This window comes from Streptococcus sp. HMSC065H07 (assembly GCF_001837325.1).
Classification (GTDB): Bacteria; Bacillota; Bacilli; order Lactobacillales; family Streptococcaceae; genus Streptococcus; species Streptococcus salivarius_H.
In genome coordinates, this window is record NZ_KV832038.1 from 162,487 (window position 1) to 189,362 (window position 26,876).

General features: G+C 41.6%; 22 protein-coding genes, 2 pseudogenes and 1 other annotated feature. Of the genes and pseudogenes, 21 read left to right on the forward strand and 3 right to left on the reverse strand.

Going from position 1 to position 26,876, the window contains the following annotated elements; translation table 11 throughout:
* Positions 1 to 7 precede the first annotated feature (7 nt).
* The 20 genes and pseudogenes from lspA (at position 8) to HMPREF2637_RS07025 (ending at position 22,688) form a co-directional block, all read left to right on the forward strand.
* Positions 8 to 469, forward strand: a complete 462-nt coding sequence (gene lspA, locus HMPREF2637_RS06930; protein WP_037602007.1) for a signal peptidase II — start codon at positions 8 to 10, stop codon at positions 467 to 469.
* Positions 453 to 1,343, forward strand: coding sequence for an RluA family pseudouridine synthase (locus HMPREF2637_RS06935; RefSeq protein WP_002886027.1), 891 nt, complete (start codon positions 453 to 455; stop codon positions 1,341 to 1,343). The genes lspA and HMPREF2637_RS06935 overlap by 17 nt, the downstream gene beginning before the upstream one ends.
* 220 nt (positions 1,344 to 1,563) lie before the next feature.
* Positions 1,564 to 2,085: a bifunctional pyr operon transcriptional regulator/uracil phosphoribosyltransferase PyrR gene (pyrR, locus tag HMPREF2637_RS06940; RefSeq protein WP_002890254.1), complete on the forward strand. Its 522-nt coding sequence runs from the start codon at positions 1,564 to 1,566 to the stop codon at positions 2,083 to 2,085.
* Positions 2,086 to 2,390: 305 nt separating this feature from the next.
* Positions 2,391 to 3,668, forward strand: coding sequence for a uracil-xanthine permease family protein (locus HMPREF2637_RS06945; RefSeq protein WP_064524835.1), 1,278 nt, complete (start codon positions 2,391 to 2,393; stop codon positions 3,666 to 3,668).
* 24 nt (positions 3,669 to 3,692) lie between these two features.
* Positions 3,693 to 4,619, forward strand: a complete 927-nt coding sequence (locus HMPREF2637_RS06950) for an aspartate carbamoyltransferase catalytic subunit (RefSeq protein ID WP_002885976.1) — start codon at positions 3,693 to 3,695, stop codon at positions 4,617 to 4,619.
* Between the two features lie 163 nt (positions 4,620 to 4,782).
* Positions 4,783 to 5,871, forward strand: coding sequence for a carbamoyl phosphate synthase small subunit (locus HMPREF2637_RS06955; protein WP_064524837.1), 1,089 nt, complete (start codon positions 4,783 to 4,785; stop codon positions 5,869 to 5,871).
* A gap of 230 nt (positions 5,872 to 6,101) precedes the next feature.
* The gene (gene carB / locus HMPREF2637_RS06960) at positions 6,102 to 9,281 is read left to right on the forward strand and encodes a carbamoyl-phosphate synthase large subunit (protein WP_070839734.1); all 3,180 of its coding nucleotides are present in this window, start codon (positions 6,102 to 6,104) and stop codon (positions 9,279 to 9,281) included.
* A gap of 399 nt (positions 9,282 to 9,680) precedes the next feature.
* Positions 9,681 to 10,436, forward strand: a complete 756-nt coding sequence (locus HMPREF2637_RS06970) for a class I SAM-dependent methyltransferase (protein ID WP_070839739.1) — start codon at positions 9,681 to 9,683, stop codon at positions 10,434 to 10,436.
* A 64-nt stretch (positions 10,437 to 10,500) separates the two neighbouring features.
* On the forward strand, positions 10,501 to 11,754 hold the full coding sequence (locus tag HMPREF2637_RS06975) for an efflux RND transporter periplasmic adaptor subunit (protein WP_070839742.1): 1,254 nt from the start codon (positions 10,501 to 10,503) through the stop codon (positions 11,752 to 11,754).
* A 10-nt stretch (positions 11,755 to 11,764) separates the two neighbouring features.
* Positions 11,765 to 12,451 carry an ABC transporter ATP-binding protein gene (locus HMPREF2637_RS06980; RefSeq protein ID WP_230315750.1) on the forward strand — a complete coding sequence of 229 codons (687 nt, stop codon included), beginning with the start codon at positions 11,765 to 11,767 and terminating at the stop codon, positions 12,449 to 12,451.
* Between the two features lie 9 nt (positions 12,452 to 12,460).
* Positions 12,461 to 13,669 (forward strand): ABC transporter permease, encoded by a 1,209-nt coding sequence (locus tag HMPREF2637_RS06985; RefSeq protein WP_064524846.1) that lies wholly within the window; start codon positions 12,461 to 12,463, stop codon positions 13,667 to 13,669.
* 122 nt (positions 13,670 to 13,791) lie between these two features.
* Positions 13,792 to 13,928, forward strand: a sequence feature (ribosomal protein L10 leader region).
* Positions 13,929 to 13,959: 31 nt separating this feature from the next.
* Positions 13,960 to 14,463, forward strand: coding sequence for a 50S ribosomal protein L10 (gene rplJ / locus HMPREF2637_RS06990; protein WP_021145848.1), 504 nt, complete (start codon positions 13,960 to 13,962; stop codon positions 14,461 to 14,463).
* Between the two features lie 73 nt (positions 14,464 to 14,536).
* A complete protein-coding gene (gene rplL, locus HMPREF2637_RS06995) occupies positions 14,537 to 14,905 on the forward strand; it encodes a 50S ribosomal protein L7/L12 (RefSeq protein WP_002886110.1) in 369 nt (122 codons plus the stop codon).
* Positions 14,906 to 15,101: 196 nt separating this feature from the next.
* Positions 15,102 to 15,224, forward strand: coding sequence for a hypothetical protein (locus HMPREF2637_RS11560; RefSeq protein WP_002269975.1), 123 nt, complete (start codon positions 15,102 to 15,104; stop codon positions 15,222 to 15,224).
* Between the two features lie 56 nt (positions 15,225 to 15,280).
* Positions 15,281 to 16,357, forward strand: a pseudogene (locus tag HMPREF2637_RS11565) (type IV secretory system conjugative DNA transfer family protein).
* A 57-nt stretch (positions 16,358 to 16,414) separates the two neighbouring features.
* Entirely contained in the window at positions 16,415 to 17,008 is a 594-nt protein-coding gene (locus HMPREF2637_RS07010; RefSeq protein WP_070839748.1) for a type IV toxin-antitoxin system AbiEi family antitoxin domain-containing protein, read from the forward strand.
* A 227-nt stretch (positions 17,009 to 17,235) separates the two neighbouring features.
* A complete protein-coding gene (locus tag HMPREF2637_RS07015; RefSeq protein WP_070839751.1) occupies positions 17,236 to 18,789 on the forward strand; it encodes a BCCT family transporter in 1,554 nt (517 codons plus the stop codon).
* Between the two features lie 9 nt (positions 18,790 to 18,798).
* Positions 18,799 to 18,954: pseudogene (locus tag HMPREF2637_RS11570) on the forward strand (LysR family transcriptional regulator); the annotation flags it as partial.
* 197 nt (positions 18,955 to 19,151) lie between these two features.
* Complete coding sequence (locus tag HMPREF2637_RS07020; protein WP_070839753.1) at positions 19,152 to 20,888, forward strand: ABC transporter ATP-binding protein; 1,737 nt, start codon at positions 19,152 to 19,154, stop codon at positions 20,886 to 20,888.
* A 12-nt stretch (positions 20,889 to 20,900) separates the two neighbouring features.
* Positions 20,901 to 22,688, forward strand: a complete 1,788-nt coding sequence (locus HMPREF2637_RS07025; protein WP_070839756.1) for an ABC transporter ATP-binding protein — start codon at positions 20,901 to 20,903, stop codon at positions 22,686 to 22,688.
* A 96-nt stretch (positions 22,689 to 22,784) separates the two neighbouring features.
* Here the strand turns inward: HMPREF2637_RS07025 and queA are convergent, their stop codons facing one another.
* The gene (queA, locus tag HMPREF2637_RS07030) at positions 22,785 to 23,828 is read right to left on the reverse strand and encodes a tRNA preQ1(34) S-adenosylmethionine ribosyltransferase-isomerase QueA (protein WP_070839759.1); all 1,044 of its coding nucleotides are present in this window, start codon (positions 23,826 to 23,828) and stop codon (positions 22,785 to 22,787) included.
* A 151-nt stretch (positions 23,829 to 23,979) separates the two neighbouring features.
* Here queA and HMPREF2637_RS07035 point away from each other — a divergent pair, with 151 nt between their 5' ends.
* Positions 23,980 to 24,681 carry a glucosamine-6-phosphate deaminase gene (locus tag HMPREF2637_RS07035; RefSeq protein WP_070839762.1) on the forward strand — a complete coding sequence of 234 codons (702 nt, stop codon included), beginning with the start codon at positions 23,980 to 23,982 and terminating at the stop codon, positions 24,679 to 24,681.
* Positions 24,682 to 24,829: 148 nt separating this feature from the next.
* Here HMPREF2637_RS07035 and HMPREF2637_RS07040 read toward each other — a convergent pair whose 3' ends face one another.
* Together HMPREF2637_RS07040 and HMPREF2637_RS07045 are read right to left on the reverse strand one after the other, a co-directional pair.
* Positions 24,830 to 26,125, reverse strand: a complete 1,296-nt coding sequence (locus HMPREF2637_RS07040) for a sensor histidine kinase (protein ID WP_064524861.1) — start codon at positions 26,123 to 26,125, stop codon at positions 24,830 to 24,832.
* Complete coding sequence (locus tag HMPREF2637_RS07045) at positions 26,125 to 26,835, reverse strand: LytR/AlgR family response regulator transcription factor (RefSeq protein ID WP_064524863.1); 711 nt, start codon at positions 26,833 to 26,835, stop codon at positions 26,125 to 26,127. Before HMPREF2637_RS07045 ends, HMPREF2637_RS07040 begins: the two co-directional genes overlap by 1 nt.
* Positions 26,836 to 26,876 lie beyond the last annotated feature (41 nt).

The window sequence follows — 26,876 nt, forward strand, 5'->3', positions numbered from 1 at the left end:
AGGATTTATGCGTAAGGTTGCGATTCCTTTGGCTATTCTAGCTCTGATTGGTTTGGATCAGTGGGTTAAGCATTGGGTTGTGGCAAATATTGCCCTTAACCAAGTTATCAAGGCTATTCCCGGACTTTTCAGCTTGACCTATCTACAGAACCGTGGTGCTGCCTTTTCGATTTTACAGGATCAGAAATATTTCTTTGTGATTTTGACGGTTCTAGTGATTGGTGCGGCTCTGGTTTATCTGGTTAAGAATTATCAGAAGAGTCTTTGGCTGGTGCTATCTTTGGTTTTGATTATCTCAGGTGGTATTGGTAACTTTATTGACCGTCTGCACTTGGGTTACGTGGTTGATATGGTTCAGCTTGATTTTATTGATTTTGCGATATTTAACGTGGCAGACTCCTATCTAACGGTGGGCGTGCTGCTCTTGATTTTAATCTTATGGAAAGAGGAAAATGGAAGTCATCATTAAAGAGGCGGGAAACCGCCTGGACAAGGCTTTGGCAGATTTGACAGAATTGTCACGTAGTCAGGCCAATGAAGCAATCAAGGCTGGGACAGTCTTGGTTAATGGTAAGTCGGCAAAGGCCAAGTATGCGGTTAAAGAGGGTGATGTCATCACCTATGAATTACCGGAAGAAGAGGTCTTGGAGTACAAGGCCGAGGATATTCCTTTGGATATTATCTACGAAGATGCGGATGTGGCAGTGGTCAACAAACCTCAAGGTATGGTGGTCCATCCCTCAGCTGGTCACACGTCTGGTACCTTGGTCAATGCCTTGATGTATCATGTCAAGGACCTTTCGTCTATCAATGGTGTGGTTCGTCCAGGAATTGTCCACCGTATCGATAAGGACACGTCAGGCCTTCTAATGATTGCTAAGAATGATAAGGCCCATAATGCTTTGGCGGCGGAGCTTAAGGATAAGAAGTCCCTTCGTAAGTATGTGGCTATCGTGCATGGCAATCTGCCTAACGATCGAGGCGTGATTGAGGCTCCGATTGGGCGCTCAGACAAGGACCGCAAGAAGCAGGCGGTTACAGCTAAAGGAAAACCTGCAGTTACACGATTTACCGTTCTTGAACGTTTTGGCAACTATACCTTGGTAGAGTTGCAGCTGGAAACAGGTCGCACGCACCAGATTCGTGTGCACATGGCTTATATCGGTCACCCGGTGGCGGGAGATCCTCTTTATGGGCCACGCAAGACCCTCAAGGGCCATGGCCAATTTCTACATGCCAAGACCCTTGGTTTCACGCATCCTACGACTGGAGAATTGGTCGAATTTACAGCGGAAGAACCTGCTATTTTCAAGGAAACCTTGGAGAAGCTGAGAGAAGCTTAACAGTTATTAAACGGATAGTCTTTCTTGGGAGAGACGTCCGTTTTTTTCTTGTAAAAGAGTCTGAAATTTGCTATAATTTACCTAATTAAATAAGTCCTTTAATCACTGTCCAGAGAGGCAGGCAAGGAGCCATGAGAAGTGTACGGGTGAACTGTACTCATATTTTTGTGTATCTCCTTGTTTTCGAGGGGATTTTTTTGTATTTAGAAAGGTTCTTTTTATGAAGAAAAAAGAAATCGTCGATGACGTAACCATGAAACGTGCCATTACACGTATCACTTATGAGATTATTGAGCGTAACAAAAATCTCGACAAGATTGTCTTGGCTGGTATTAAGACACGTGGTGTTTATATTGCTCAGCGTATCCAAGAGCGCTTGAAACAGTTGGAAAACCTTGATGTGCCATTGATTGAGCTTGATACTAAGGCTTTCCGTGATGATGTTAAGGCTGAACAAGACACATCTGTTTTCCCTATTGAAATTGATGGAACGGATGTTATCCTTGTGGATGATGTGCTTTACACAGGTCGTACGATTCGTGCAGCTATTGACAATATCGTTAGCCATGGACGTCCAGCGCGTGTTGGTTTGGCTGTCTTGGTTGACCGTGGTCACCGTGAATTGCCAATCCGTGCGGACTATGTTGGTAAAAATATCCCAACAAGTGAGTCAGAAGAAATTGAAGTGTTGGTGACAGAAGTTGATGGCAAAGATAGCGTCAACATTATTGATCCAAGCTAAGTTGGCTGACAGATAGGGTGAAACGCCCTTTGTATCTTGTTAATTGAACACGGGACTCATTTCTTAGGAAAAAAGATAAGTCTCCTAGCACTCTTGTGAGTGCATTGTCGACTTCCTATTTTTCTACAGAAATGTTTGGCTAAGCCAAAACGTCCCTTTGTATCTTGTTTAATTGAACACGGGCTAAGAGCTGTGTAAAATAGATAAATCTTCCTGGAAGCTAAAGCTTCTGCGTCGGATTTCCTAATTTTACTTTGCTCTTTATATGCCCTTTGTATCTTAATTTTAAGGAGTCCTTTGATATCGTGAATAACGTAAAATATGATGTGAATGATATGCCGAAACCTGGTTTATTGGTTGGTTTGTCATTCCAGCACTTGTTTGCCATGTTTGGTGCGACGGTGCTTGTGCCGATTTTGGTTGGGATTGATCCCGCTATTGCTCTTTTCTCATCTGGTTTGGGAACTTTGGCTCACTTGACGGTGACCAAGTACAAAATTCCAGCATACATGGGGTCTAGCTTTGCCTATATTGCGGCTATGCAGACACTTATGAAGACTGATGGGATTGCAGCGGTCGCTCAAGGTGCCATGGCTGGTGGTTTGGTTTACTTGCTTGTGGCTCTGATTGTTAAGTATGCGGGTAAAGACTGGATTGATAAGGTCCTTCCGCCAATTGTGGTTGGTCCCATTATCATGGTGATTGGTTTGAACCTTGCAGCCAATGCAGTCAATGATGCGACAACTTTGAACAAAAGCTATAGTATCTATGCTCTCTTGATTTCGATGGTGACCCTCTTTGCAGTTATCCTCTTTAACATGTATGGCAAGAAGATTGTCGGTGTTATCCCAATTTTACTTGGATTAATTGTGGGCTATATTTTCTCAGCGCTTCTTGGTTTGCTGACAGGACATAGTTTTATCAATTTCTCAGAGGTGGCAGCGGCACATTGGATTCAAGTTCCAAACTTTGACATTCCATTTGTGGATTATAGCTTTAAACTCTATCCAAGTGCGATTTTGACCATGGCTCCGATTGCCTTTGTGACGATGACTGAACACTTTGGTCACGTCATGGTTCTAAATAGTTTGACTGAGCGTGATTACTTCAAAGATCCAGGACTTGACCGCACCCTTACTGGTGATGGTTTGGCACAGATTATCGCTGGATTCTTTGGAGCTCCTCCGGTAACTTCTTATGGTGAAAATATTGGGGTTATGGCCCTCAGTAAGGTTTACTCAGTTTACGTTATTGCGGGCGCAGCAGTGATTGCGGTCTTGATGAGCTTTATTGGTAAGCTATCAGCACTCTTGCATTCTATTCCAACTCCTGTATTGGGGGGATTATCTATTGCCCTCTTTGGGGTTATCGCTGCTAGCGGTTTGAAAATTTTAGTTGAACATAAGATTGATTTTGATAATAAAAAGAATCTCTTGATTGCTAGTGTTATCTTGGTATCTGGTATCGGTGGTTTGATGATTGACCTTGGTGGTCTTCAAATCACAGGTGTGGCAAGTTCAACCATTCTTGGTATCTTGCTTTACCAAATCTTGCCAGATCCTAAAAAAGGTAGCAAAGATTAGTCAATCAATTTAAAAGGAAAAACTATGGCGATTGCAGATGGAAAAGTGTCACTGAAACATTTGGTGACAATGGAAACCCTCACGAATGAAGAGGTCTTGGGCCTGATTCGTCGAGGTGGAGATTTTAAAAATGGCAGAGCTGATTTCCAGCTGGATCGACAGTATTTCGCTGCCAATCTCTTTTTTGAAAATTCAACACGAACGCACAAGTCCTTCGAAGTGGCTGAGAAAAAGCTTGGCTTGGATGTGATTGAGTTCGATGCAGGAACTAGCTCGGTGAACAAGGGTGAGACCCTCTATGATACGATCTTAACCATGTCTGCTTTGGGTGTGGACATCTGTGTGGTCCGCCACTCGGAAGTCGATTACTACAAGCAGTTGATTGATAGTAGAACTATTCAGACCTCTATTGTCAATGGTGGTGATGGTTCAGGGCAACACCCAAGTCAGTGTTTGCTTGACTTGATGACCATTTACGAAGAGTTCGGAACCTTTGAAGATCTTAAGATTTGTATTGCAGGTGACATTACGCATTCGCGTGTCGCTAAGTCAAATATGCAGATTCTCAAGCGTTTGGGTGCTCAGCTTTATTTTGCTGGTCCGGCAGAGTGGTACTCGAATGAGTTCGATGTCTATGGTCAGCATGTGGCTATTGACGACGTCATTGAGGACTTGGATGTGCTCATGTTGCTTCGTGTTCAGCACGAACGTCATGGGGACGATAAAGGATTTTCAAAAGAAGACTACCATGCTCTCTATGGTTTGACTGAAGAACGTTATGCCAAGTTAGCTGATCAGGCGATTATCATGCACCCTGCTCCGGTTAATCGTGATGTGGAGATTGCTGATAGCCTGGTTGAGGCGCCTAAGGCTCGTATCGTTGCTCAGATGCAAAACGGGGTCTTTGTCCGTATGGCAATTATTGAAGCTATTTTAAATGGCAAAGCGTAAACTACGTTAACCGATTCCTGAGAGAATCAGACGAAAAAGAACATGGGCTAAATCTTTGAAAAGAGACAAATCTTCCTAGAGGCTAGAGCTTCTTTGTTAGATTTGAAATTCATTCAGATGTTTAACGCCCTTTGTATCTTAGTGAAAGGAACAATTTACTATAATGGCAAAACGTTTACTTATTTTGGAAGACGGCACTATTTTTGAAGGTCAGGCCTTCGGTGCTGATGTGGATGTGACGGGTGAAATCGTCTTTAATACTGGTATGACAGGTTATCAAGAATCTATCACAGACCAGTCTTACAATGGTCAAATTTTGACTTTTACTTATCCACTTGTTGGTAACTATGGTGTTAACCGTGACGACTATGAGTCAATTAAGCCAACGACTAAGGGTGTCGTTGTGTCAGAGGCTAGCCGTCGTGCCAGCAACTGGCGTAACCAAATGACCTTGGATGAGTTTTTGAAGGCGAAAAACATCCCTGGTATCTCTGGTATTGATACACGTGCCTTGACTAAGATTATCCGTCAACACGGTACCATGAAAGCCACTTTGGCCAGCCCTGGTGACAGTATCGAGCACTTGCAAGATCAATTGCGTGCGACTGTTTTGCCAACCAACAATATTGAGCAGGTATCAACTAAGACAGCCTACCCAGCACCAGGTGTTGGTAAAAATATCGTTTTGGTTGACTTTGGTCTCAAGCACTCTATCTTGCGTGAGTTTTCAAAACGTGACTGTAACGTGACTGTTGTGCCACATGATATCACTGCTGAAGAAATTCTCCATCTTAATCCAGATGGTGTGATGTTGTCAAACGGTCCAGGTAACCCTGAAGATGTACCGTATGCACTTGATATGATTCGTGGCATTCAAGGCAAAATTCCAATTTTTGGTATTTGTATGGGTCACCAGTTGTTTAGTTTGGCGAATGGTGCCAAGGCCTACAAGATGAAGTTTGGTCACCGTGGATTTAACCATGCGGTTCGTGAAATTGCGACTGGTCGTGTTGACTTCACCAGCCAAAACCATGGTTATGCCATTGACCGTGAGACACTTCCAGATTGCCTCATGGTAACACACGAAGAAATAAACGATAAGTCAGTTGAAGGTGTTCGTCACCGTGACTTCCCTGCATTCTCAGTGCAATTCCACCCAGATGCAGCACCTGGTCCACACGATGCTAGTTATCTCTTCGATGAGTTCTTGGAATTGATTGATGCTTTCCAAGCTGAAAAAGCACGTCGTTAATTGCAACTGTCTAGTGACTATAGTGGGGTGTGACTCTTGTTCGCCCCAGTCTACTACCTTATTTAATGACAACCAGAGAGTTGTCAAATAGAAAGGAGAAGATACAGGTTCACGGAAGTGAACACGCCCTAAGGACTGTGTGAAAAAGATAAACGGTGACTAGACGCTTAGGTGTCGTCGTCACGTTTCCTATTTTCACTGGGTCCTTAACGGGCTTTGTATCATAAATTATGCCTAAACGTTCTGATATTAAAAAAATTATGGTTATCGGGTCTGGTCCTATCATCATTGGTCAGGCTGCTGAGTTTGACTACGCTGGTACGCAAGCCTGCTTGGCCTTGAAAGAAGAAGGCTACAGTGTTGTTCTTGTCAACTCTAACCCTGCGACTATCATGACTGATAAAGAAATCGCAGACAAGGTTTACATTGAACCAATTACGCTTGAGTTTGTCACACGTATTCTTCGTAAAGAGCGTCCTGATGCCCTCTTGCCAACACTTGGTGGACAAACTGGTTTGAACATGGCAATGGAATTGTCAAAAGCTGGCATTCTTGATGAGCTTGGAGTAGAGCTTTTGGGAACAAAATTGTCTGCCATTGATCAAGCCGAAGACCGTGACCTCTTCAAACAATTGATGGAAGATTTGGAACAACCAATTCCAGAATCAGAGATTGTAAATACGGTTGAAGAAGCAGTTGCCTTTGCGTCAGAGATTGGCTACCCAGTTATCGTTCGTCCAGCCTTTACCCTTGGCGGTACTGGTGGTGGTATGTGTGCCAACGAAGAAGAACTTCGTGAAATCGCTGAAAATGGATTGAAATTGTCACCAGTAACCCAATGTTTGATTGAACGTTCTATCGCTGGTTTCAAAGAAATCGAATACGAAGTTATGCGTGATGCCGCAGACAATGCTCTTGTGGTATGTAACATGGAAAACTTTGACCCAGTTGGTATCCACACAGGGGACTCAATTGTATTTGCTCCAACGCAAACCTTGTCAGATATTGAAAACCAAATGCTTCGTGATGCCAGCTTGAAGATTATTCGTGCCCTTAAAATTGAGGGTGGTTGTAACGTACAGTTGGCTCTTGACCCTAATAGCTTCAAGTACTATGTTATCGAAGTAAACCCACGTGTGTCTCGTTCATCAGCCCTTGCCTCAAAAGCAACTGGTTACCCAATCGCCAAATTGGCAGCCAAAATTGCTGTTGGTTTGACACTTGATGAAATGATTAACCCAGTCACTGGTACAACTTACGCTATGTTTGAGCCAGCTCTTGACTATGTGGTTGCTAAGATTCCGCGTTTCCCATTTGATAAATTTGAACACGGGGAACGTCGTCTTGGTACTCAAATGAAAGCAACTGGTGAAGTTATGGCTATCGGTCGTAACATCGAAGAGTCACTTCTTAAAGCCTGCCGTTCACTTGAAATCGGTGTTTACCACAATGAAATGCCTGAACTTGCGGATGTCACAGACGACGCCTTGGTTGAAAAGATTGTCAAAGCTCAAGACGACCGTCTCTTCTACCTTTCTGAAGCCATCCGTCGTGGTTATACTATTGAAGAATTGTCAGAGTTGACTAAGATTGATATTTTCTTCCTCGACAAATTGCTCCATATCTTCGAATTGGAACAAGAATTGGCTACTCACGTAGGCGATGTTGATGTTTTGAATGAAGCTAAACGTAACGGTTTCTCTGATCGTAAGATTGCTGATCTTTGGAATCAAACAGCTGACCAAGTTCGTGCGACACGTTTGGAAAATAACATTGTTCCTGTTTACAAGATGGTTGATACCTGTGCGGCTGAGTTCGAGTCATCAACACCATATTTCTACTCAACTTACGAGTGGGAAAATGAATCAATCAAATCTGATAAAGAATCTGTCATCGTTCTTGGTTCAGGACCTATCCGTATCGGACAAGGGGTTGAGTTCGACTATGCGACAGTTCACTCTGTGAAAGCTATCCAGGCTGCAGGTTACGAAGCCATCATCATGAACTCTAACCCTGAGACGGTTTCAACAGACTTCTCAGTTTCAGATAAACTTTACTTCGAACCATTGACCTTCGAAGACGTGATGAACGTTATCGAATTGGAACAACCTAAGGGTGTCGTGGTTCAGTTTGGTGGACAAACAGCTATCAACTTGGCAGAGCCATTGTCTAAAGCTGGTGTGAAAATCTTGGGTACACAGGTTGCTGACCTTGACCGTGCCGAAGACCGTGACCTTTTTGAACAAGCCCTTAAAGATCTCGATATCCCACAACCACCAGGACAAACAGCGACAAATGAAGAAGAAGCGGTTGAAGCAGCTCGTAAGATTGGCTTCCCAGTTCTTGTTCGTCCATCATACGTTTTGGGTGGACGTGCCATGGAAATCGTTGAAAATGAAGATGACCTTCGTTCTTACATGCGTACAGCCGTTAAGGCAAGTCCGGACCATCCAGTCCTTGTTGATAGCTATATCATTGGACGTGAGTGTGAAGTGGATGCCATCTCTGATGGTAAGGATGTCTTGATTCCAGGTATTATGGAACACATCGAACGTGCAGGGGTTCACTCAGGGGACTCAATGGCAGTTTACCCTCCACAAACTCTCTCTAAGAAAATCCAAGAGACTATCGCTGATTACACTAAACGCTTGGCTATCGGTCTTAACTGTATTGGTATGATGAACATTCAGTTCGTTATTAAGGACGAAACTGTCTATGTTATCGAGGTTAACCCACGTGCCAGCCGTACGGTACCATTCTTGTCTAAAGTGACTGATATCCCAATGGCACAAGTTGCTACAAACTTGATTCTTGGTAAATCATTGGCTGAACAAGGTTACAAAGATGGTCTTTACCCAGAAAGCAAGCATGTCCATGTTAAAGCACCAGTCTTCTCATTCACAAAATTGGCTAAGGTAGATAGTCTCCTTGGACCTGAAATGAAATCAACTGGTGAAGTTATGGGTACAGATGCGACTCTTGAAAAAGCCCTCTATAAAGCCTTTGAAGCTTCTTACCTCCACTTGCCAACCTTTGGTAATGTCATCTTTACTATTCATGATGATACGAAAGAAGAAGCCCTTGATTTGGCTCGTCGTTTCGATGCTATCGGTTACGGTATCTACGCCACTGAAGGAACAGCTAAGTTCTTGAATGAACATGGAGTTCACGCAACGCTTGTTAACAAATTAGGTGAAAATGACGACAACGACATTCCAGCCCTTGTTCGTACAGGTAAAGCGCAAGCTATTGTCAATACGGTTGGTAACAAACGTACTTATGACGAAGATGGAGCAGCAATTCGTAGCTCTGCTATTGAAGCAGGAATCCCACTCTTCACAGCGCTTGATACAGCAGATGCCATGGTGCGTGTGCTTGAAAGCCGTAGCTTTACAACAGAAGCTATCTAATTTTAAAACAGAGTCTCAGCCTTGCTGGGACTTTTTTTATTGAAGGCACAGTTTTCTTTTGAGACTTTTCTTGGGTGATGGCAGACGTCAGCGATCTTCTTCGAAGTTCCATGACTAAGTTTTGAGCCGAACGTCTCAAAACTTCCGAACGCCTGAGACTAATTGCTTCAGGCGTTTTCATCACTGCCAAAAGTCTCGGTCTAAGCTGACTAGGTACGCAAAAAACTCTTTCATATTCCCTACAGAGATTTATCTTTTGTGTCATATTTAAACCTAGTTGATTGCTGTTATAAATCTCAACCTTACTGAGGAGTTTTCTTACACAAATGTAAGCTAGAAAGTTAAAAATGAAAGCTAAGACCATGGTTTAGACTACTTAAATTCTGCTATACTAGAAACATGATTATTACGACATCTTTACGGGAAAACGAGACCTTGATTGCGCGTGCCCAAGAACTAGCTCTCGACCTCGGAGCTGATTACCAGCCTCGGCGCAAGTTATCTTTGGCGAAATGTTTAGAGCGCTTTGGACCTTTCTATCTCCTATATAAAGATAGACTGTCTTTTATCAATTCGGATGCTAGTGAGTTGACCTTCCATCCAGATACGGCTGCTCTCAGGATTAAGGCTCCCCATGACGCTTTAGTCAGTCTTTTAGGTAAGTCTCCCAAGGCTATTCTTGACACGACCATGGGTCTGGCTTCTGATAGCCTAGTGATGGCAGCAGCGGGAAATCAGGTGACTGCCCTTGAGAGTCAAGATGTGATTTTTCAGGTGGTTTCTCGTGGTCTTGCCTCTTATCAGACAGATGATAAGCAGCTTGAAAAGGCCATGCGTTCTATTAAAGCTATTAAGAGCGATAGCTTGTCTTTTTTGAAGGCTCAAGCTGACAATTCCTTTGATATCATCTATGCCGATCCTATGTTTTCAGAGATTATCAAGGAATCGGAAAATCTAGAGGCTATCAAGCCTCTGGCCAATGGTAGCCGTCTGACAGAAGAATGGCTAAAAGAAGCTAAACGTGTTGCGCGGGAAAAAATTATCATCAAGGCACATTTTCGAGATACCGTTTTTGAAGAACTTGGTTTTGAACGCCAGGTTCGACCCAATCAAAAGCTGCATTATGGTGTCATGGATGTCAGCGAAGGCCATTGACACTGAAAGTTAAAAGTATTACAATTGTTTTATCCATGTGATACAAAAAAGAAAAGAGAGACATATGCGAAAGAAAATCAGTCCAAAGTTATTTAAAAATAAAAAAAGAGTTTGGATCATTGGAGGAATTGGCTTCCTTGTCCTTTTGGTCCTAGGCTTTAACCTTTTTGCAGGTGGTGGCAAGAATGATAAGGCTTCTGAGTCCCCTACAGCAAGTAAGGTAACTAAGGGGCAGCTGGCCTCGTCGACCCTTCTGACTGGTATGGTGAAGGCACAGTCGGAACAGTATGTTTATTTTGACAATACCATTGGACGCAATGCCACTGTGACAGTCTCTGTTGGTGAGGAAGTTAGCGTCGGTCAGCAACTGGTCCAATACGACAGCACCTCAGCCCAAGCGGCTTATGATACGGCTAGTCGTGCCTATAATAAGGCAGTTCGTGACCGTAATTATTTCCAACAGTATGGGACGGCTCCTGCGTCTTCAGCACAAACAAGTAGTGATTCGGATGAGGATGATTCGACAACTACCGTTAGTCCTCAACAGCGTCAGCAAACCGAGGCAAGTAATTACCAAACTTTGCAAGATTATAATGATGCCATTGCCAATGCAGCATCAGAGCTAGAAAAGGCACAAGATGTTCTCAACCAAACAGTGATTGTTTCAGATGCTAATGGGACAGTCGTAGAAGTCGCGGACTCTGTGGACCCTGCTTCAAAAGAGAGCCAAACCCTAGTTCATGTGACAAGTGAAGGCCAATTTGAGATTCAAGGGACCTTAACAGAATATGACATTCCAAATATTTCAGTGGGGCAAAAGGTCAAGATTACTTCCAAAGTATACCCTGATCAAACTTGGACAGGGAAGGTCAGCTATGTTTCCAATTATCCTAAGCAAAATGCCAACCAGTCAACGGGGACATCTGGCAACTCAGGTCAGTCAGGTTCTCAGTATGAATACAAGGTTCAATTGACCAGTCCAATCGGAAAACTGAAGCAAGGTTTTAATGTATCTCTTGAAGTGACAAAAGATGATGATGCCTTGTTGGTTCCTGTAACTGCTGTGACCAAGAAAGGCTCTGACAACTATGTCTGGGTTTACGATGATGAAACTCAGAAAATCAAGCAAGTCAAGGTTAAACTTGGCAATGCGGATGCCAAGCAACAGGAAATTGCTTCAGGACTTAAAGAAGGTCAAAAAGTTATCACCAAGGCAGATAAATCCTTTAAGGATGGCGAAACCCTAAAAGATGTGACGGATGCTGATAGCAAACAATCAAAAGACACTAGTGGAGAAGAGGTGAGGTCTAGTGACTAAGCCAGCACTTATGGTTTTAAAGAGCATCACCAAGTCTTTCAAAAATGGTCAAGAGTCCCTGCAGGTCCTCAAGGGTATTGATTTGTCAGTTGAAGAAGGGGACTTTGTGGCAATCATGGGCCCTTCTGGTTCAGGGAAGTCAACCCTTATGAATATTATCGGTCTTCTTGATCAACCGACTACAGGTTCCTATCAACTCGAGGGCGAGGATGTGGCTGAACTCTCTGAAAATCGCCTAGCCAAGGTAAGAAATGACCAGATTGGCTTTATCTTTCAACAGTTTTTTCTCTTGCCAAAGTTAAGCGCCCAAAAGAACGTAGAGCTTCCTTTGATTTATGCAGGGAAATCTCCACGTGAACGTAAGCAAAGGGCACAACAATTCTTGGAAAAAGTTGGCTTGTCAGACCGTAGCCATCACCTACCATCGGAGCTGTCTGGTGGACAGAAGCAGAGGGTTGCCATTGCGCGTGCACTGTCTAACGATCCGGCAATCATTTTGGCGGATGAGCCTACAGGTGCGCTTGATACCAAGACAGGAACCCAGATTATGGATCTCTTAACCCAGCTAAACCGTGAAGGAAAGACCATTGTCATGGTTACTCATGAGCCAGAGATTGCAGACTATGCCCGACGTAAGATTGTCATCCGCGATGGGGAGATCACCCAAGACACAACGGATAGCGTTCGGATAGACTAGGAGGTAAGAATGGAAAATTGGAAATTTGCTCTTAGTTCTATTCGTTCACACAAGATGCGTTCCTTCCTGACCATGTTGGGGATTATCATTGGTGTTGCTGCTGTTGTACTCATTATGGGCCTAGGAAATGGGATGCGTCAGAGTGTTACCGATAGTGTGACCGGAGACAAGGATACGGTTCAAGTCTACTATGAAGCCAAGGGTGAGGAGCTAGATCCTGCCTATGCGGACTTGTCACAACCTACCAAACCGGTTAAAGAAGTTTGGCTAGAGCAAGTAGCAAAGCAGACGCCTGGTATTGATAGTTATTTTGTGACCAACAGCCTAACTTCCTCTATCTCCCTCCAAAAAAAGACTGTGAAGAACGTTAATATCACAGGTGCCAGTCAGGGCTACTTTAAGGCTAAAAAGTTAGAGATGTTGACAGGACGTTCCTTGCAAGACAATGACTACAAAAACTTTTCGCGAGTTATTGTCATTGATCAGATGGTAGCTAAAAAACTCTTTGAGACGAATGAGGATGCCCTTAACCAAGTGGTTACTATTGGGAAAAATGATTATCGTGTGATTGGTGTTTATAAGAATAAAGACACAGCAATCGGTGCCTATGGTGAAATTGGAACAGCTCTTGTGGCCAATACCCAGTTAGCAGCTGAAAATAATACCGATGCTATTGGTCAGATTTTTTTCCATGTGACCGATGTGAAAAATAGTAGTAGCGTTGCTAAGGATGCTGCCAAACGCTTGACCCAGTTAGCCCAAGATGACAATGGAGAATATAAGGCAGCAGATATGAGTTCGGCCCTAGATCAGGTGAATACGATTTTTGGAACCATTACCACCGTTGTCGGAGCTATTGCTGGCATTTCACTCTTAGTTGGCGGAATCGGTGTTATGAACATCATGTTGGTTTCGGTAACTGAGCGGACACGAGAGATTGGTCTTCGTAAGGCTTTAGGTGCCACACGTCGTAAAATCTTGACTCAGTTTCTTATTGAGTCCATGGTTTTGACCATCCTGGGAGGTTTGATCGGGCTAGGCTTTGCGGCCCTAGTCGTTGGACCAATTGGGAATGCCATGGAGCTTAAAGCGACGGTCTCTCTTGGCGTAGCCATGGGAAGCATTGCTTTCTCAGCAGCAGTGGGGATTATCTTTGGTCTCCTACCAGCTAATAAAGCTTCGAAACTCGATCCTATCGAAGCACTTAGATATGATTAAACATGACCTCTTGAAATCTTTGGATTTTGAGAGGTTTTATGCTTTTCAAAAAAGATAGAGAAAAAAATAAAAAAAATTGCATTTTTTTCTTGACGTCTGATTTAGGTCATGATATTATAAATGAGGTTTGAAAAAACTGACCTAAGACAGTTGGGGAGTTAAACTCATAAACATCCAACCGAGGCACAAAACGTAACTATTTTTTTGTAACGTATTGTACTTTCGTGTCTAGGTTTAGGTACGATTTTTTTGTGCCTAGCCCAAAAATAAAAACGGAGGTAAAACTACTAATGAGTGAAGCTATTATTGCTAAGAAAGCTGAACAGGTTGCGATTGTCGCTGAGAAAATGAAAGCTGCAGCATCTATCGTTGTTGTTGACTCTCGTGGACTTACAGTAGACCAAGATACAGTTCTTCGTCGTAATCTTCGTGAATCAGGCGTTGAATTTAAAGTTATCAAAAACTCAATCTTGACTCGTGCAGCTGAAGAAGCAGGTCTTGAAGACCTTAAAGAACTTTTCGTTGGTCCATCTGCAGTAGCATTCTCAAACGAAGATGTTATCGCACCAGCGAAAGTTATTAGCGAATTTGCTAAAGACGCAGAAGCTCTTGAAATCAAAGGTGGTGTTGTTGACGGCGCGTTCACTTCAGTCGAAGAAATCAACGCTCTTGCATCACTTCCAAACAAAGAAGGTATGCTTTCTATGCTCCTTTCTGTACTTCAAGCGCCAGTGCGCAACGTTGCATACGCTGTCAAAGCGGTTGCAGAAAGCAAAGAAGACGGTGCTGCGTAAGCCATCTTCACAACTCGTAGCCTAAGCTACGTTTAAAAAATTATATTAAAAAACACATTTGGAGGAAATCACAATGGCATTGAACATTGAAAACATTATTGCTGAAATTAAAGAAGCTTCAATCCTTGAATTGAACGACCTTGTAAAAGCTATCGAAGAAGAATTTGGTGTAACAGCTGCTGCTCCTGTAGCTGCTGCTGCAGCTGGTGCTGCTGACGCTGGTGCTGCTAAAGATTCATTCGACGTTGAATTGACATCTGCAGGCGACAAAAAAGTTGGCGTTATCAAAGTTGTACGTGAAATCACAGGCGAAGGTCTTAAAGAAGCTAAAGCTATCGTTGACGGTGCACCATCAGTTCTTAAAGAAGGTGTTGCTGCAGCTGAAGCTGAAGAAATCAAAGCTAAACTTGAAGAAGCTGGAGCTTCAGTTACTCTTAAATAATAAGGTAACGACTCAAGTCGCTTAATAAAGAAAACCAGGGCATAAGCTCTGGTTTTTTTTACGATAAGCGATTATGAGAAACTGATAAATTGATTTGGTTTCCTGCCAAAAATTCTTTGGCAGGATTTTTGTTTTAATAAACTTTCGGGGGTAGACAATCTAGTGTCTACCCTTTTTTTGCGTTTCGGAGGTAATTATGCAAAAGGAAGAACAGTCATCACGTCAAATCGTGAAAAGCCATATCATGACCATCATGGGAGTTGATAATCTAAAAGCAACTCAACTGGTAAATGAAATGGAACAAACAGGTTTAATCTGATTTGATGAATTCGGGAATTTTGGAATTTTAGTCTCGGAGGGATAATCATGAAATGTATTACTGCTAATCAATTTCAGACATCAGAGCGTTATTATAAACTCCCAAAAGTCTTGTTTGAAGATTACGCTAAAAAATACGGTCACGAGAACTTTACCATGAGAAACTGGGCAGATTTTCAATACTATAAGGATAAGACGTTGGATTTGGTGATTGCGGTCACAACAGCGAAGTTTACCCTTTTTAATATCCAATCGGTGATTGATTTGACGCAAAAAGACTCTATGGACTTGAAAACGTGGGGCACTCAGAAGACTATGGTCTATCTTGTTATTCCAGATAATGATACTACCTTTCGTTTTCTATCTGCTTTATTTTTCTCTATGGTTTTCTCCACTTTGACCAGACAGGCTGATGTGGACTTTAAAGGGCAACTGCCTATCCATGTTAGAAGCTATCTGGATGAGTTTGCTAATGTCGGAGAAATCCCAGACTTCGCCGAATAAACCTCAACAGTTAGCTCTTGGAATATGAGTCTAGTACCAATCTTGCAAAATATCGCCCAACTCTTTCTCATTTACTGGGAAGGAAATAGTGGTGATAAACTACTTGAACGTCAGACACGAGCCAGTGAGTGGTATTACCAAATTGAAAAAGGCTTTAGTCAACCCAACGGCGGGACAGCACAAAGTGATCTAAAAGCACTTGAAGCTGTACGAGGAGACCTTTTTGAAAACTCTATTCCAGGAGGTGGTGATGGTATGGGTTACGCTTACGGCCAATGTACTTGGGGAGTCGCAGCCCGTATTAACCAACTGGGTCTAAAACTCAAAGGAAAAAACGGTGAGAAGATTCCAATTATCAGTACCATGGGCAATGGCCAAGATTCGGTACGAACAGCCGCAAGTCTCGGTGGGGAGACAGGGACAAGTCCACAAGCAGGAGCTATTATTTCCTTTGCGGGAGGAGGACATGGCACACCAGCAGAATACGGACATGTGGCTTTCGTCGAAAAACTCTACCCAAATGGCTCATTCCTTATCTCCGAAACCAATTACAATGGCAATCCAAACTATACCTTCCGTAAATTATCTGGAGTGGATAGTAACTTGAGTTTTGCGTATACGACGAAATAAAAAAGGATATGCTAACAATGACTTGATTTGTTAGCATATTGTTTTGGAGGTGGTGATATGGATTTGTTAGAGAAACCCGTTTATAATTATATTAAAAATAATCATGGAGTAATAACTTTTCGTGATATGGAAGAGCTTAACTTTTCTTATCAACAACTGAATCAATTAGTCTCAAAAGGGAAAGTGGAATCAATTGAAAGAGGTATCTATCATCTGCCAGATACCTATATCGATGACTATTTTAGTTTACAGTACCGTTTTCCAAAAGGAATTTATTCCTTAGAAACAGCACTTTGGTTACATGGTCTGTCCCTTACCATTCCATTTGAGCCTGTGATGACTTTTCCTTTCGGGACAAATACGAGGCCAATGAAAGAAGCTGGTGTCAAGCCAATTGTCGATAGAAAGTATCATGAAATCGGTATTATTAGACTGGAGCGACAGGCTGGACAGTTTATCTCAGTATATGATATGGAACGAACATTAGTGGAGTGTTTGAGAACAGCTTATCATGTCGATATTCAAGTTATTGCTCCAGCTTTTCAAGCTTACTTTAAAAAAGGAGCTGTTGATTATGCCAAGTTGTATCACTATGCACAACTATTTAAAGTAACCGAAAAACTACAATCATATGTGGAGGTCTTGTCGTGAAATTTTCAAATGCTAATAGTTTCAAAGCTAAAATCAAGAATATTGCAAAAGAAAAAGGGATCTCTTTCTCAAAAGATTGGTCAAATATTTGAAGAATACGGTGCGAATATGTTGGATGTATTCGGTTGCTATATGTATAAATTAAACAATTGTGTTACAATGAAACCATATAGAATTTTAAGTTTTCTCAAAAACTTTTTATAACTAAGAACACATAAGGAGGTAAAATGGTGAAGTATTCTAAAATAACAAAAGTTTTTCAGCTTTCACTCGTCATCATATTTATTTTAGTCTTGTTAGGGCTCTTTGTTCCCCAGCAGTTTCAAAATATTAGTTTTTACTTAAAAAATCTCTTAACAACTAGTGTTGGCTGGTTTTACTTGTTATTGGTTACGGGGATTTTAATTTTTTGTGTCTTTTTAATTGTAAGTCCGATAGGGCAGATTCGCTTGGGTAATCCCACGAGTCGGCCAGAGCATTCGACGACGTCATGGATTGCCATGATGTTTTCTGCTGGAATGGGGATTGGTCTGGTCTTTTATGGGGCAGCAGAGCCTTTGAGTCACTTTGCTATCTCGACGCCCAATGCAGAAATAGGCAGTGCGGATGCTCTCGCAGATGCTTTTCGTTTTACTTTTTTTCACTGGGGATTTCATGCTTGGGCGGTCTATGCCCTGGTGGGATTGTCTTTGGCTTATTTTGGCTTTCGTAAACGGGAGAAATATCAGCTCTCAGTCGTCTTTAAGCCTCTTTTTGGAAAATATGCGGACGGACCAATAGCAACCATTATCGATACCATCACCATTATTGCGACAGTGATTGGGGTAGCGACAACGCTCGGCTTTGGTGCCTCACAAATCAATGGTGGTCTCTCCTATGTCTTTGGTATTCCTAATAATAGTCTTGTGCAAGTCATCATTATCATCATTGCGACAATTCTTTTTCTTATTTCTGCCTTATCAGGTTTAGGAAAGGGTGTTAAAATCCTATCTAATACAAACTTGATTTTAGCTATTGTCTTGCTTGCTGGAGTCATAGTTTTGGGGCCAACGGTTAAGATATTTGACACCATGACAGACTCTATCGGCCTTTATTTTCAAAACTTCTTCCGTATGAGTTTTCGGGCGGCGGCTTTTGATGAGACTAAGCGGGCTTGGATTAACCAATGGACCATTTTTTACTGGGCATGGTGGATTTCCTGGTCACCTTTTGTGGGCGTCTTTATTGCCCGTATCTCAAAAGGTCGGACTATTCGCGAATTTTTGACAGTAGTGCTTTTGGCACCAACAGTCCTTAGTTTTGTCTGGTTTTCTGCTTTTGGTACCTTATCTACTTCACTACAAGATTCGGGAGTTAATTTGATACGTTTTGCCACAGAAGAAATTCTTTTTGCCTCTTTTAATGAATATCCTCTGGGAAGTGTCCTTTCACTCCTGGCAATTATTTTAGTTTTAACCTTCTTTGTGACCTCGGCGGATTCTGCCACCTATGTTTTGGCCATGTTGTCTGAAGATGGCAATCTAAATCCAAGTAATCGTAAAAAGGTGATTTGGGGTGTCATGCTGGCCTTGATTGCTATTGCACTCATGTTTTCTGGTGGATTGACAGCTTTACAAAACACGCTCATTATTGTCGCTTTTCCATTTTCCATAGTACTAGTGTTGATGATGTGGTCGCTTATGAAAGAGTTATATCACGAAAAAGAGCAAATGGGACTCGCCATTACACCAGACCGATATCCTGAGAAGAATCAACCGTTTAAATCTTATGAGGAAAATTAGGAGGATGGCATGGAGTTAAGAGTGCTTCGTTATTTTATTACTATTGCTGAGGAGGGGAGTATCTCCAAGGCAGCTGAGAAGCTGATGATTACTTAGCCGACACTCAGTCGTCAGTTAAAAGATTTGGAGCAGGAACTTGGTGAACCTCTTTTTATCCGTGAACATATCAAGTCGCTTAATAAAGAAAACCAGGGCATAAGCTCTGGTTTTTTCTATTGCTTTTAATATTTTCATTTGTTAGAATGTAGGTGATGTGCGTGCTTGTCACGCCCTTTTTCTGTGTCTTTTACGGCTTTAGTGGTTGTAAATAACTATAAAAATCTTAAAGGCATGGTAAATGCTAAAAAGAAAAGGAGAAATTTATGGCTTATATTTGGTCTTATCTCAGACGTTATCCTAAGTGGCTAGCAATGAATTTTACGGCAGCCATTTTATTTGTTATTGCTAACTTGGGTTTGCCGACGGTTCTTGCCAGAATGATTGATGAGGGAATAAACCGTGGTGATGTTGATAAGCTTTACGCTTATGCTTGGGTCATGTTTGGTGTAGTTTTGACTGGGATTGTTGGTCGTATACTTCTGTCCTATGCGGTTGGTAAATTGACCACTACTATGGTGCAAGTCATGCGTAATGACATTTATGCTAAGCTTCAGGAGTATTCCCACCACGAGTATGAGCAGATTGGGGTATCCTCTTTGGTGACTCGTATTACATCAGATGCTTTTGTGCTTATGCAGTTTGCGGATCAGGTTCTTAAGCTAGGGGTTATCACTCCTTTGATGATGGTTTCCAGTGTCTTCTTGATTTTGACGACAAGTCCATCTTTGGCTTGGATTGTGGCAATCTCCTTACCTTTCCTAGCCGTAGTTGTCTGGTATGTGGCGGTAAAAACGCGTCCGCTTTCTGAAAAGCAACAGGCAACTCTCGACAAGATTAACCAGTATGCTCGTGAAAATCTGACTGGACTTCGTGTCATACGTGCTTTCGCTAGAGAAGATTTTCAAGAGAAGAAGTTCGCTTCTGAAAATGCTGTCTATGCGGATAATTCAAACAAACTTTTCAAATTGACTGGTTTGACCGAGCCACTTTTTGTGCAAATCATCATCGCTATGATTGTGGCTATTGTTTGGTTTGCCCTTGAGCCATTAGGCTCTGGAAGTTTGGCTATCGGTGACTTGGTTGCCTTTATTGAGTACAGCTTCCATGCACTATTGTCTTTCCTTTTCCTAGCCAATCTCTTTACCATGTATCCTCGTACAGCGGTGTCTAGTGAACGTCTGCAGGAAATTATGGACATGCCGATTTCTATCAATCCAAATGAAGATGGCGTGACAGAAACCGAGACTAAGGGATATTTGGAATTTGACAATGTGACCTTTGCCTATCCCGGTGAAACTGAAAGTCCTGTCCTACACAACATTTCTTTCAAGGCAAAACCTGGTGAAACCATTGCCTTTATTGGGTCTACGGGTTCAGGAAAATCATCACTTGTACAGTTGATTCCACGCTTTTATGATGTAACACTTGGACGCATTCTTGTTGATGGTGTAGATGTCCGTGACTACAATATTAAGGCTCTTCGTCGTAAGATTGGCTTTATTCCACAAAAAGCCCTACTCTTTACAGGGACTATCGGTGAAAATATCCGTTATGGTAAGGAAAATGCCAGTCATGAAGAATTGAATCAAGCTACTGATGTGGCTCAAGCCAAGGAATTTATCGAAAGTAAGGAAGAACGCTATGATTCTCACTTGGCTGAGGGTGGTAGCAACCTTTCTGGTGGTCAGAAGCAGCGTTTGTCAATTGCACGTGCGGTGGTTAAACGTCCTGATCTTTATATCTTTGATGATTCCTTCTCTGCCTTGGACTACAAGACTGATGCGACCTTGCGCCGTCGTCTAAAAGAAGTGACTCAAGATGCAACAGTCCTGATTGTAGCCCAACGTGTGGGAACTATCATGGATGCTGATCAAATCATTGTTTTGGATGAAGGTGAAATCGTTGGTCGTGGCCGTCATGAAGAGCTTATGGAAAGCAATGACATTTACCGTGAAATTGCTAATTCACAATTGAATCAAAAGAGTCTTACGGAAGACTAGAAGGAGGTCAAAATGAAGAATAATAAAAAGAAAACAAATCATTCCTCAAGTTTTGGCCGTCTTTGGTCATACTTGCAGGCTTATCGTTTCCCACTTTACCTAGCCATTTTCCTGAAAATTGTTAGTGTTATCATGAGTGTCCTTGAGCCAGTGGTCATTGGTTTAGCTATTACAGAGTTGACTAAAAATACGCTGGACATTATGAAGGGTGTCGAAGGCGCTCATATTAACGTTTACTATGTTGGTTTGGTTCTAGTTGTTTATCTCTTGCGTGGTCTTATTTATGAGTTGGCTGCCTACTATTCCAACTATTTTATGACCAATGCCGTGCAGGCAACGGTTCAGGATATGCGTAATGAGATGACTGAGAAAATCAATCGTACCTCAGTGTCATACTTTGACAAGCATCAATTTGGGGACCTTTTGGGACGCTTTACCAGTGACGTCGAGACAGTATCTAATGCCTTACAGCAGTCATTCTTGCAGATTGTTAATGCCGTCTTTACTCTAGTCTTAGTTATTGGAACAGTGCTTTACCTTAATCTTCAATTGGGAGCTGTGGTTGTTATCACTATTCCGATTACTTTCTTTGGTGCCCGTTTTATCATGAGTAAATCTCAACCTTACTTTAAGCAGCAGGCTGATGCTCTAGGTACTCTTAACGGTTTTGTTCAGGAAAATCTGACTGGTTTCAATGTGCTTAAACTTTTTGGCCGTGAGGATAGATCTTTAGACGACTTTAAAGAGATTACGGAAGACCTTCAGAAGGTAGGTTTTAAGGCCAATTTCATTTCAGGCCTGATGATGCCTGTACTTAATGGTTTATCTGACTTGACCTATCTCATTGTCGCTGTTCTAGGTGGTTTGCAAGTTTTGGCTGGTCGCTTGACGATTGGTAATATGCAGGCTTTTGTTCAGTACGTTTGGCAGATTAATCAACCTATTCAGAACTTGACTCAGTTAGCTGGACAATTGCAGAGTGCTAAGTCTTCTTTGGACCGTATTTTCCAACTGATGGATGAACCAGACGAGGCTAATGATGCTACTGAAGTGCTTGAAGGAGATTTGACCGGTCAAGTTAGCTTTAAGCATGTGGACTTCCAGTATGTGGCCGATAAACCTCTGATTCGTGACTTTAATCTTGAAGTCAATCCTGGCGAAATGGTCGCTATTGTCGGCCCAACTGGTGCCGGAAAATCAACCATTATCAATCTTCTCATGCGTTTCTATGATGTGACGTCTGGTTCTATCTCGGTGGATGGTCATGATATTCGTCACTTGTCACGTCAGGATTATCGTAAGCAGTTTGGTATGGTGCTTCAGGATGCTTGGCTCTTTGAAGGAACTATCAAGGAAAACCTTCGCTTTGGTAATCTTGAGGCGACTGACGAAGAAATTGTTGAAGCCGCTAAGGCTGCCAATGTGGATCACTTTATCCGTACGCTACCTGGCGGTTACAACATGGAAATGAACCAGGAATCAAGTAACATTTCACTGGGACAAAAGCAGCTTTTGACCATAGCCCGTGCGCTTTTGGCCGACCCTAAAATCTTGATTTTGGACGAGGCAACCTCATCGGTGGATACCCGTCTGGAACTCTTGATTCAAAAAGCCATGAAAACTCTCATGCAGGGTCGAACAAGCTTTGTCATCGCTCACCGTTTATCAACTATTCAAGAAGCAGACAAGATTTTGGTCCTTAAAGATGGACAAATCATCGAACAAGGGAACCATGAATCCCTCCTTGCAGATAAAGGCTTCTATTACGACTTGTATAATAGCCAGTTTGCGGAGAAATAAATAGAAAATCCACCAGTTATGAACTGATGGATTTTTTCTGAATTTGACGAGCAATAAAAGAGACTTCTCCTATAGGGAAAAGTCTCAAAATCAATATTATTTCTCAGCAGGTCGTGTGACGAACATGGCATCTCCGAAACTGAAGAAGCGGTAGCGTTCTTGGACGGCGTGTTTATAGGCATCGAGGACGAATTCACGACCAGCAAAGGCTGAAACCAACATCACCAAGGTTGATTTTGGAAGGTGGAAGTTGGTTGAAAAGGCGTCTACGACTGTAAATTGGTAGCCTGGTTTGATAAAGATATTGGTCCAGCCTGAGTCAGCTTGGAGTTGACCATCGTATTTATTGCCGATTGTTTCCAGTGTTCGGATAGAGGTTGTTCCTACTGCCACAATGCGACCTCCCGAGGCTTTGACGCTATTAAGGGTATCGGCAGCGTCTTGACTGAGGGTGTAAAACTCTGAGTGCATCTCATGTTCGTCGACATTCTCAACAGAAACAGGTCGGAAGGTTCCCAGCCCAACGTGGAGGGTGAGGTAGACCAATTTTACGCCTTTGGCTTCAATCTTTTGAAGCAATTCAGGTGTGAAATGGAGACCAGCTGTTGGTGCAGCGGCGGAGCCATTTTCCTTGGCATAGACCGTTTGGTAACGATCACGGTCTTCCAATTTTTCATGGATATAAGGTGGCAATGGCATCTCGCCCAAACTTTCCAAGACCTCAAGGAAGATACCGTCGTAGCTAAATTCTACAATACGGCCACCGTGATCTAGTTCCTCAGTGACAGTGGCAGTCAAACGGCCATCACCAAAACTGACCTTAGCGCCTACTTTAAGGCGTTTCGCAGGCTTAGCCAAAACTTCCCATTGATCCCCTTGGGTATTTTTCAAAAGGAGAAATTCCACATGACCGTGTGTATCAGGTTTTTCACCGTAGAGGCGGGCAGGAAGCACGCGCGTATTGTTCATGACTAAGGCATCTCCAGGGTTAAGCTGGTCGATGATGTGGTCGAAGTGGGTGTCAGTCATTTCCTTGGTTACAGGATCAATGACCAAGAGTTTAGAGGCATCACGTTGCTTCAAGGGTGTTTGAGCAATTAGTTCCTCTGGCAGTTCAAAATCAAAATCGTTTGTATTCATTTCTTTCCTCGTTTAAAAATGTTCAGCCTTTTTATTATAGCACGATATAGGGCGACCGTCATTAAACTTATCGAGTGAAAGCGCTTGACAAAAAGGTTAAAAAAAGAGATAATAAATAAAAATGGTATATACCAATATTGAGGTGAATAAAATGAAAAAGATTTTAGTTGAAAATCAAGTTGAGGGAGGCAAAGTTGCTTTTGATCTTCTTAAAGAGAGCCTTGCAGCGGGTGCTCAGACATTGGGATTGGCGACAGGTAGTTCACCTATCGCCCTTTACCAAGAGATGGTTGAGAGTGACGTGGAATTTTCGGAACTTTACAGCGTCAATTTGGATGAATACGTCGGACTAGCACCAGACCATGAGCAGAGCTACCATGCCTTTATGAAAGCTCAACTCTTTGATGCCAAGCCATTTAAAGAGAGCTTCTTACCTGACGGCATGGCTGAAGATTTAGAACAGGCGGCCAAGGAATACGATGACGTCTTGGCACAACATGCCATTGACCTGCAAATCCTAGGAATCGGAAGTAATGGGCATATTGGATTTAATGAGCCAGGTACGCCTTTTGATAGTCAAACCCATGTGGTCGACTTGACTGACAGCACCATTGAAGCCAATAGCCGTTTCTTTGCCAGTCGAGACCAAGTCCCTACAAAGGCTATTTCAATGGGGATTGCTTCTATTATGGCTGCTAAGAAGATTATCTTGTTTGCCTATGGTGACAAGAAGGCAGATGCCATTTTCAAGATGGTCAAGGGGCCAGTGACAGAGGAAGTCCCAGCCAGTGTCTTGCAACATCATCCAGACGTGACCCTTATCTTGGATGAGGCAGCCGCTGCGAAATTGTAAGATAATACATAAGTCAAAAAGATGCGAGTATAGAAAAAAACAGGTTGAGCTAATGCTACTCAACCTGTTTATTAATGAATAAATATAATATAGATTTTGACCTCAAATATTTACGTTACCTAATTATGACTCATTTTTCATCAATTACCTAAAGTTCTTTAGTCGGAATAGTCCCTATTTTTATTGGTAATAAAATCTCTATTTGATATTGTCCATCTTTTATAAAGCGTTTGATATTACCTTGATATTCTTTAACAAGAGCATCGATATTTCGCAACCCCAAGCCATCTTTTTGACGAGACTTACGAGTAGATTTTTCTTTCTCATCAAAATTATTTCTAATATTGATAAAAAGATTTTGTTGAAAGTAACGGATATTAATTGATAAGCTTCTTTCTTTATTTGGTAGTCTGAGACAAGCTGCAATACTATTGTCTAGGCAGTTTCCTAATATAACAGCTAAAATATCTGGCTGAATAGATAATTCTTGTGGTACAAAGCAATCAATTTCCATTTCTATCTCATCTTTTAAATGATGTAGTTTTTGATTAAGTAAAAAATTAATAGTTTGATTTTTAGAGTAGAAAGTTTGTTCACCTACTATACTATCTGTTAATGAATAAAGATAATCTTTTGCCTCTTCAGGATTTTTCTCTAAAAGCGATAAAAGAGTCAAATGTTTATTTTTTAAGTCATGCCGAAGGCTTTGGAGACGTTGATACTCTTCTTGAGATTGTTGTATTTCTCGAACTTGAAACTGTAGCTGTTCTTTTTCCAATTGATTTTGGTAATATTGCTGCTGTTGACGAGCAAGGTACAGATTAAAATAAAGAGAGGAAAGAGTCAATACAATGAGAGATGAGAGAGAAATGATTGAAAGGTAATCTGCTCCAAATACCCCTCCTTGAATAGCAGATATTGTAAAAGCAAAGAAAATAGATAAAAGAGGCACGATAAACTGATAAAGCCAGTTCCCCTTAGAAGTAGCAATACGAAGCCTTTGATGGGACAGAAGAAGCTTTCGTAAAATAAGAGTTATTCCTGTAGACAAAAAGAAACTTATTCCGAGATACAAACTAATAGCTTCTAAATTTTTTGATAGTTCCCCTAAAGGTAAAATTAGTTGGATTCCTTGGTTTAGGACAGCCCCTGCTAACAAACTTAGACTAGTTTGTAAAAGAATCCAAAAGGAAGACTGGCGAATAGGATAATCAAAATTGAGGCCGATTAGATAGTATTCTAAAATGTTTAGAAGGAGATTACTGACCAAAAAAACACGACTCTCAGAAAATAGGAACACGAGTTCCCCATGAAAAATCAATATGAAAAAAAGGGCTATTAAAGGCTTCTTTTTCATATTGATTTTAGAGAATGGTCTATAAAATAAAATACTTGCTAGAAATAAATCGTACAAGATACTGATTATTCGTAATCCTACTAACATTAAAAATGCCTTTCACTGAGATAGCTGTAATACTTTTCTTTAAAAGAAAACTGAAACTTTCTACTAATTGGGAGTAGGTGTTCTTCAGCCCCATTTAGTAAAATAGTAACTGTTTTTGAATCAAAGTCTTTGATGTATTTGGGGTTTAAAATATAGGAAGCATGAATTTGAATAAAATAATTAGGAAGTTTTTCCAAAATCTCTTTTGTTTTTAGTAGAGACTTGTAGGTACCTGTCTTTGTGTATATAAATACTGAACGTTTATCTTTTTCAAAAAATACAATATCGCTCGAAGGGACAGAATAATTGTGTTTACCAAATGAGAAGGTGAAAAGTGCTTGGCCTATATCCAAAAAACGCAAAATACGATCCAATACTTTCGTCAACTTTTGAGGTTCTATCGGTTTTACGATATAGTCAAAAGTCTGAACTTCGAAGACTTGCTCCATATAATCACGATAGCTTGTCACAAAAATAATAGGAATGAAAGGATTAAATTTTCTAATCTTCTGTGCTAGGTCAATTCCATTGATTCCTGGCATATTAATATCCAAAAAGACACAGTGGATGTCTGGTGTCAGCTGATTTAACAGTTTTTGTGGATTTGTATAAAGTTTTGTTTCTAGAGGAAATTTATCATAAGAAAGTAAATAATGTTCTAATTGGCTAGCATCTCTATCAGAGTCATCACAAATAGCAACTTTTAACATTGAAAACCTCCTCACTCATTTGTGTATGTTAATTATAACGT

Bases quoted from the DNA above. Each gene is read 5' to 3' on its own strand.
- HMPREF2637_RS07040 (WP_064524861.1), bottom strand. From the start codon at position 26,125: ATGTTAGTAGGATTACGAATAATCAGTATCTTGTACGATTTATTTCTA.
- queA (WP_070839759.1), bottom strand. From the start codon at position 23,828: ATGAATACAAACGATTTTGATTTTGAACTGCCAGAGGAACTAATTGCT.
- HMPREF2637_RS06950 (WP_002885976.1), top strand. From the start codon at position 3,693: ATGGCGATTGCAGATGGAAAAGTGTCACTGAAACATTTGGTGACAATG.
- HMPREF2637_RS06955 (WP_064524837.1), top strand. From the start codon at position 4,783: ATGGCAAAACGTTTACTTATTTTGGAAGACGGCACTATTTTTGAAGGT.
- HMPREF2637_RS07035 (WP_070839762.1), top strand. From the start codon at position 23,980: ATGAAAAAGATTTTAGTTGAAAATCAAGTTGAGGGAGGCAAAGTTGCT.
- rplL (WP_002886110.1), top strand. From the start codon at position 14,537: ATGGCATTGAACATTGAAAACATTATTGCTGAAATTAAAGAAGCTTCA.
- HMPREF2637_RS06985 (WP_064524846.1), top strand. From the start codon at position 12,461: ATGGAAAATTGGAAATTTGCTCTTAGTTCTATTCGTTCACACAAGATG.
- pyrR (WP_002890254.1), top strand. From the start codon at position 1,564: ATGAAGAAAAAAGAAATCGTCGATGACGTAACCATGAAACGTGCCATT.
- HMPREF2637_RS07010 (WP_070839748.1), top strand. From the start codon at position 16,415: ATGGATTTGTTAGAGAAACCCGTTTATAATTATATTAAAAATAATCAT.
- HMPREF2637_RS06980 (WP_230315750.1), top strand. From the start codon at position 11,765: ATGGTTTTAAAGAGCATCACCAAGTCTTTCAAAAATGGTCAAGAGTCC.
- HMPREF2637_RS06935 (WP_002886027.1), top strand. From the start codon at position 453: ATGGAAGTCATCATTAAAGAGGCGGGAAACCGCCTGGACAAGGCTTTG.
- rplJ (WP_021145848.1), top strand. From the start codon at position 13,960: ATGAGTGAAGCTATTATTGCTAAGAAAGCTGAACAGGTTGCGATTGTC.
- HMPREF2637_RS07020 (WP_070839753.1), top strand. From the start codon at position 19,152: ATGGCTTATATTTGGTCTTATCTCAGACGTTATCCTAAGTGGCTAGCA.
- HMPREF2637_RS07025 (WP_070839756.1), top strand. From the start codon at position 20,901: ATGAAGAATAATAAAAAGAAAACAAATCATTCCTCAAGTTTTGGCCGT.
- HMPREF2637_RS11560 (WP_002269975.1), top strand. From the start codon at position 15,102: ATGCAAAAGGAAGAACAGTCATCACGTCAAATCGTGAAAAGCCATATC.
- carB (WP_070839734.1), top strand. From the start codon at position 6,102: ATGCCTAAACGTTCTGATATTAAAAAAATTATGGTTATCGGGTCTGGT.
- HMPREF2637_RS06970 (WP_070839739.1), top strand. From the start codon at position 9,681: ATGATTATTACGACATCTTTACGGGAAAACGAGACCTTGATTGCGCGT.
- HMPREF2637_RS07015 (WP_070839751.1), top strand. From the start codon at position 17,236: ATGGTGAAGTATTCTAAAATAACAAAAGTTTTTCAGCTTTCACTCGTC.
- HMPREF2637_RS06975 (WP_070839742.1), top strand. From the start codon at position 10,501: ATGCGAAAGAAAATCAGTCCAAAGTTATTTAAAAATAAAAAAAGAGTT.
- lspA (WP_037602007.1), top strand. From the start codon at position 8: ATGCGTAAGGTTGCGATTCCTTTGGCTATTCTAGCTCTGATTGGTTTG.
- HMPREF2637_RS07045 (WP_064524863.1), bottom strand. From the start codon at position 26,835: ATGTTAAAAGTTGCTATTTGTGATGACTCTGATAGAGATGCTAGCCAA.